The sequence below is a fragment of the Hydrogenophaga sp. genome (genome assembly GCF_041633695.1).
GTDB lineage: Bacteria > Pseudomonadota > Gammaproteobacteria > Burkholderiales > Burkholderiaceae_C > Hydrogenophaga.
The window spans coordinates 1-6218 of record NZ_JBFJMY010000250.1 but is presented as its reverse complement, the minus strand read 5'-3'; the positions used below and the strand labels follow the sequence as shown (position 1 = coordinate 6218).

Genomic DNA, 6218 nt, shown 5'->3' with positions numbered 1-6218 from the left:
TCGGACCCCACCGCCCAAGTCATCCACGATTGTTTCGATCACGACGGCAAGCTGGTGCCGTATGCGGTGCGCAGTGTGCTGCGCCGGGTGTGTGAGCTGTACACGGCCGACGGTCTGGAGCCGGTGGTCGCGCCCGAGCTCGAGTTTTACCTGACGGCCCGCAACACCGACCCGAACACGCCGCTGAAGACGCCGATCGGGCGCAGCGGCCGCGCCGAAACCTCGCGCCAGGCCTACAGCATCGATGCGGTGAACGAGTTCGACCCGCTGTTCGAAGAGATTTACGACTACTGCGAGAAGATGAACCTGAACGTGGACACGCTGATCCACGAAGTGGGTGCCGGCCAGATGGAGATCAACTTCTTCCACGCCGATCCGCTGGGGCTGGCCGACGAGGTGTTCTTCTTCAAGCGCACGGTGCGCGAAGCGGCCATGCGCCACGACATGTACGCCACCTTCATGGCCAAACCGATTGCCGGTGAGCCGGGCAGTGCGATGCACATCCATCAGAGCATTCTGAACATGAGCACCGGCAACAACATCTTCAGCAACGAAGACGGCACCGCGTCCGACGCCTTCTACCACTACATCGGTGGCCTGCAGCGCTACGTGCCGTCGGCCATGGTGCTGGTGGCGCCCTATGTGAACAGCTACCGCCGCCTCTCGCGCAACACGGCCGCGCCGATCAACATCGAATGGGGCCACGACAACCGCACCGTGGGCATTCGCTCGCCCATTGCCACACCACAGGCGCGCCGCGTGGAAAACCGGGTCATCGGTGCCGACGCCAACCCCTACATCGCCATGGCCATGACGCTGGCCTGCGGCTACCTGGGCATGAAGAACAAGCTCCAGCCCAAGCCCGAAATGAAGGGCGACGCCTACCTGGCGCCGTATTCCTTGCCGCGCAGTCTGGGCGAGGCGCTGGACTGGCTGCGCAAGGAAACCGATCTGCACGAGATCCTGGGCAAAGAGTTCATCACGGTTTACACCGAGATCAAAGAACTGGAGTTCGACGAATTCATGAAGGTGATTTCGCCATGGGAACGTGAACATCTGTTGCTGCACGTTTAACCCCCCGCGCCGCGCTGCGCGCGTCACCCCCCAGGGGGCAACGCTGGCGGCCCGGCAGAGCCGGTTCCGCGGCGTTCTGGAACAACCCCCTCGCATCTGAAAAGTGAGCCTGCCATATGAACACATCCAACATCATCGCCCCGCCAGCCCTGGTGAAGCGCGACCAGAAGCACGACACCAAGGCCATTCAGAAGCTGGACAGCGCGCACTACTTCCACCCCTTCACCGATCTGGGCGACTCGGCGCAGCACGGCTCGCGCGTGATCACGCGGGCTGACAACATCTATGTCTGGGATTCCGAGGGCAACAAGATCCTCGACGCGATGAGCGGGCTGTGGTGTGTGAACGCGGGTTATGGGCGCAAGGAACTGGCCGATGCCGCCTACCAGCAGATGATGACGCTGCCCTTCTACAACAGCTTCTTCCAGACCACCAATGTGCCTGCCGTGCAACTGGCGGCCAAGCTGTCGTCTTTGGCGCCTTCGGTGGACGGTCGCAAGTTCGACCACGTATTTTTTTCCAGCAGCGGCTCCGAGAGCAACGACACCAATGTGCGCATGGTGCGCCGCTACTGGGATTTGCTGGAGCAGCCGCAGCGCAAAATCATCATCAGCCGCCAGAACGCCTACCACGGCAGCACCATGGCGGGTGCTTCGCTGGGCGGCATGAGCGGCATGCACGCCCAGGGCGATCTGCCGATTCCGAACATCGCCCACATCGAACAGCCGTACTACTTTGAGAATGGCCAGCCCGGCGAAAGCAAGGCCGACTTTGGGCTGCGCGCCGCGCGCTGGCTGGAAGAGAAGATCCTGGAACTGGGTGCCGACAAGGTCGCCGCCTTCATCGCCGAGCCGGTGCAAGGCGCTGGCGGCGTGATCGTGCCGCCCGACACCTACTGGCCCGAGATCCAGCGCATCGTCGACAAGTACGGCATCTTGCTGATCTCCGACGAAGTGATTTACGCCTTTGGCCGCCTGGGTCACTGGTTCGCCTACGAAAAATACGGCTACAAGCCCGACCTGGTGACGTTTGCCAAGGCCGTGACCAGCGGCTACATACCCCTGGGCGGTGTGATGGTGGGCGACCGCGTGGCCAAGGTGCTGATTGAAAAGGGCGGCGAGTTCAACCACGGCTACACCTACAGCGGCCACCCGGTGGCCTGCGCGGTGGCCTTGGCCAACCTCGAGCTGATGGAGCGCGAGAACCTGCCCGGGCGGGTGAAGGACGATATCGGGCCCTACCTGGCCGAGCGCTTCGAGGAACTCGATGCCCACCCCCTGGTGGGTCTGGCCGAGACGGTGGGTTTTTCGGCCGGCCTGGTGCTGGTGAAGAACAAGGCGACCCAGGAAATGTTCGACCCCGCTCTGGGCGTGGGCATGATGTGCCGCAACCATTGTTTCAACAACGGATTGATCATGCGCGCCGTGGGCGACCGCATGATCATCGCGCCGCCGCTGGTGATGACGCGCGCCCAGATCGACGACATGATGGTGCTGATCCGGCGCTGCCTGGACGCGACGCTGGACGATCTGCGTGCGGATGGCAAGCTGGCCTGAACCGATTCTTTGTTACAGTGTTCCGTGCCCCGAGATGGGGATAAAGTTGGTCTGTAATTTGCTTGTCAACACGACGCGCACCACAGCCAATTCCCTTCCGTCAACTGCTGGGTCTCGACCCACCACCCTGGAGAGTTGCTCACCATGAAAAAACAAGTCCTGGCCCTGGCCATTGCCGCCATGCTGCTGGCCGCTTGCGGCAAAAAAGAAGAACCGGTTGTGGCCGTGCCCGCTCCGGTTGCCGAAGCGCCCGCAGCGGCCCCCGCCGCACCGGTGAACACCGAAGAGAAGGTGCTCAACATCTACAACTGGGCCGACTACATTCCCGAGGGCATGATCGCCGCCTTCGAGCAAGAGAGCGGCATCAAGGTGAACTACAACACCTTCGAGAACAACGAGGCGCTGCACGCCAAGCTGGTGGCCGGCAATTCGGGCTACGACATCGTGGTGCCCACCGCCGGGTTTGCCAAGAAGCAGATCGAGGGCGATCTGTACCAGGCCATCGACCCGAGCAAGATCCCCAACTACAAGAACCTGAACCCCGATTTCATGGCCAAGATCGCGGGCGTGGACCCCGAGAACAAGCACCTGGTGCCTTGGGCCTGGGGCTTCACCACGGTGGGCATCAACAAGGGCAAGGTTGAAAAGGCGTTGGGCGACATGCCCATGCCCGAGAACGCCTGGGACCTGGTGTTCGACCCCAAGTATTCGAGCAAGCTGAAGTCTTGCGGCATCGCCTACCTCGACTCGCCCAGCGAGATCCTGCCCATCGCCTTGCACTACGTGGGCAAGCCGCCCTACAGCAGCGACCCGGCCGATTTCAAACTGGCTGGCGACATGCTGGGCAAGGTGCGCAAGGACATCCGCCTGTTCTCCAGCACCATGATCGACGACATCGCCGGTGGCAAGGCCTGCGCCTTCGTGGGCTGGTCGGGTGACATCAACATCGCCGCCGACCGCGTGAAAGAAAACGGCTCCAAAGACGTGATCGTGCCGCTGCTGCCCACCGGCGGTGGCCTGGTGTTCATCGACACCATGGCGATCCCGAAAGACGCGGCGCACCCGAACAACGCCCATTTGTTCATGGACTTCTACCTGCGTGCCGAGAACGCCGCTTCCATGGCCAACGAGATGAACTACCCCACCGGCAACGTCGCCGCACTCGATCTCATCAAGCCCGAAATCAAGGGCAACAGCACCATCTTCCTCGACGCCGAGAACACCGCCCGGCTCATCCCCACCGGTGGCTTTACCAACGAGGTCAGCGGCGTGCTGAACGACACCTACAACGCTTTCAAACGCGGTAAATAAGTCAAGTCTGTTGCACCAGACATGGGGCTGTTCGTACACCAGGTATGAACAGCCCTTTTTCATGGGATTGCACAATCAGGAGTCGCCATGGCATCAGCCCCCCACTGTGATTTGAAATACGAACCCGATTTCCTCGTGACCGAAAAGCTGGTCAAACGCTTCGACGAAGCGGTGGCGGTGGACGAGGTCACGCTCTCCATTGGCAAGGGCGAAATCTTCGCTTTGCTGGGCAGCTCGGGCTGTGGCAAGTCCACCTTGCTGCGCATGCTGGCCGGGTTCGAAAAGCCGACCTCGGGGCGCATCTTGCTCGGGGGCCAGGACGTGGCCGGTTTTCCACCCTACGACCGGCCCATGAACATGATGTTCCAGTCGTACGCGCTGTTCCCCCACCTCGACATCTGGGAGAACGTGGCCTTTGGCCTCAAGCGCGAAGGCCTGCCCAAGGCCGAGATCCAGCAGCGGGTGGGCGAGATGCTCGATCTGGTGCAACTGGGTGTGTACGCCAAGCGCAAGCCGCACCAGCTCTCGGGCGGCCAGCAGCAGCGCGTGGCCCTGGCACGCAGCCTGGCCAAGCGGCCCAAGTTGCTGCTGCTCGACGAACCCCTGGGCGCGCTGGACAAGAAGCTGCGCGAACAGACGCAATTCGAGTTGGTCAACATCATCGAAAAAGTGGGTGTGACCTGCGTGATGGTGACGCACGACCAGGAAGAGGCCATGACCATGGCGAGCCGCATCGCCATCATGAGCAAAGGGCGCGTGTTGCAGGTGGCCAGCCCCGAGGAGGTGTACGAACACCCGGCCAACCGTTTTGTGGCCGACTTCATCGGCAACGTGAACATTTTTGAAGGCAAGCTCAGCGTGGACGAGGTGGACCGGTGCGCGGCCGTGACGGCCATCGGGGAAATCCACGTGGGCCACGGCGTGAGCGGCACGGTGAATATGCCGGTGGCGATCGCGGTGCGGCCCGAGAAGCTAGAGATCGCCAAGCAGCGCCCGGCGGTGCACCACAACCTGTTCACAGGCAAGGTGAAAGAGATCGCCTACTTCGGTTCGTACAACACCTACATCGTGCAGGCCAGCGATGGCAGCCGCGTCAAGATCACCGAGGCCAACACCTCGCGCGAGGAAGTGTCCAACATCACCTGGGAAGACGAGGTGTTTTTCTGGTGGCACGACAGCGCCGGGATTGTGCTGAGGGATTGAAATGGCTCTCCCCACGCCGCTTCGCGTCACCCCCCAAGGGGCAATGCCTGCAGCCCGTCCTGAGCTTGACGAAGGGCGGTTCCTCCGCATCCTGGACTGAAGACATCTTTTTCGGCCTCGCCTCTCTGCCTATCTCTCTGGAGACCACTGATGGCTATCTCGTCTCTCCCCATGCCCGGCAAGCGCTTCGTCATTGGCGTGCCCTACCTCTGGCTGTTCGTCTTTTTCTTTCTGCCCTTCCTGATCCTGCTCTACATCAGCTTTGTGGACATGGGCGGCGACATCATTCCGTTCAAGCCGATCTGGGATGCCGACACCGGCGTGCTCAAGCTCAAGTACGAGAACTACTGGTCCATCTTCCGCAACGCCGAAACCGGCGTGCTGTTCAAGACCATTTATGTCGAGGCCTACGTCCGGTCCATCTGGTACGCGCTGTGCACGGCGGTGCTGTGCCTGCTGGTGGGCTACCCGTTTGCCTACTTCATCGCGCGCTCGCCCGCCTCGGTGCGGCCGGCCTTGTTGATGATGGTGATGCTGCCGTTCTGGACCTCGTTTTTGCTGCGGGTCTACGCCTGGAAGGGCATTCTGGCCGACCAGGGCGTGTTCAACCGCTTGCTGATGGCGCTGGGCATCATCCAGGAACCCATACTCATGCTCTACACCGACGTGTCGATGTTGGTGGGCATGACCTATGTCTACCTGCCCTTCATGGTGCTGCCGCTGTACGCCAACTTGGTGAAGATGGACTTTCGCTTGCTGGAGGCCGCTTACGACCTGGGCACCACACCGTTCAAGGCGTTCTGGCTGGTGACGGTGCCGCTGTCCAAGGCCGGCATCATCGCCGGCTTCATGCTGGTCTTCATTCCCTGCGTGGGCGAATTCGTCATTCCCTCGTTGCTGGGCGGACCCGAAAACATGATGATCGGCCGCGTGGTGTGGGACGAGATGTTCACCGCCAACGACTGGCCCAAGTCCACCGCGCTGGCGGTGGTGATGATCGGTTTGATCATCGTGCCGCTGGCGATTTATTACCACTACACGGCGGAGGAGAAATGACCCCCCCGCCGCGCTGCG

Annotated in this window: 5 protein-coding genes; all 5 read left to right on the top strand. The window is 61.7% G+C overall.

What is annotated here, in order from left to right:
- Window positions 1–1074: glutamine synthetase family protein (locus ABYB95_RS14975; protein ID WP_372659371.1), on the top strand; the 1074-nt coding region annotated here is incomplete at its 5' end.
- Between the two features lie 116 nt (window positions 1075–1190).
- Window positions 1191–2630, top strand: a complete 1440-nt coding sequence (locus ABYB95_RS14970; RefSeq protein ID WP_372659370.1) for an aspartate aminotransferase family protein — start codon at window positions 1191–1193, stop codon at window positions 2628–2630.
- Window positions 2631–2774: 144 nt separating this feature from the next.
- A complete protein-coding gene (locus ABYB95_RS14965) occupies window positions 2775–3941 on the top strand; it encodes an extracellular solute-binding protein (RefSeq protein WP_372659369.1) in 1167 nt (388 codons plus the stop codon).
- An 87-nt stretch (window positions 3942–4028) separates the two neighbouring features.
- Window positions 4029–5144: an ABC transporter ATP-binding protein gene (locus ABYB95_RS14960; protein WP_372659368.1), complete on the top strand. Its 1116-nt coding sequence runs from the start codon at window positions 4029–4031 to the stop codon at window positions 5142–5144.
- A 150-nt stretch (window positions 5145–5294) separates the two neighbouring features.
- Window positions 5295–6200, top strand: a complete 906-nt coding sequence (locus ABYB95_RS14955; RefSeq protein ID WP_372659367.1) for an ABC transporter permease — start codon at window positions 5295–5297, stop codon at window positions 6198–6200.
- Window positions 6201–6218 lie beyond the last annotated feature (18 nt).

Coding starts and splice junctions, on each gene's coding strand:
- ABYB95_RS14970 (WP_372659370.1), top strand. CDS start 1,191: ATGAACACATCCAACATCATCGCCCCGCCAGCCCTGGTGAAGCGCGAC.
- ABYB95_RS14965 (WP_372659369.1), top strand. CDS start 2,775: ATGAAAAAACAAGTCCTGGCCCTGGCCATTGCCGCCATGCTGCTGGCC.
- ABYB95_RS14960 (WP_372659368.1), top strand. CDS start 4,029: ATGGCATCAGCCCCCCACTGTGATTTGAAATACGAACCCGATTTCCTC.
- ABYB95_RS14955 (WP_372659367.1), top strand. CDS start 5,295: ATGGCTATCTCGTCTCTCCCCATGCCCGGCAAGCGCTTCGTCATTGGC.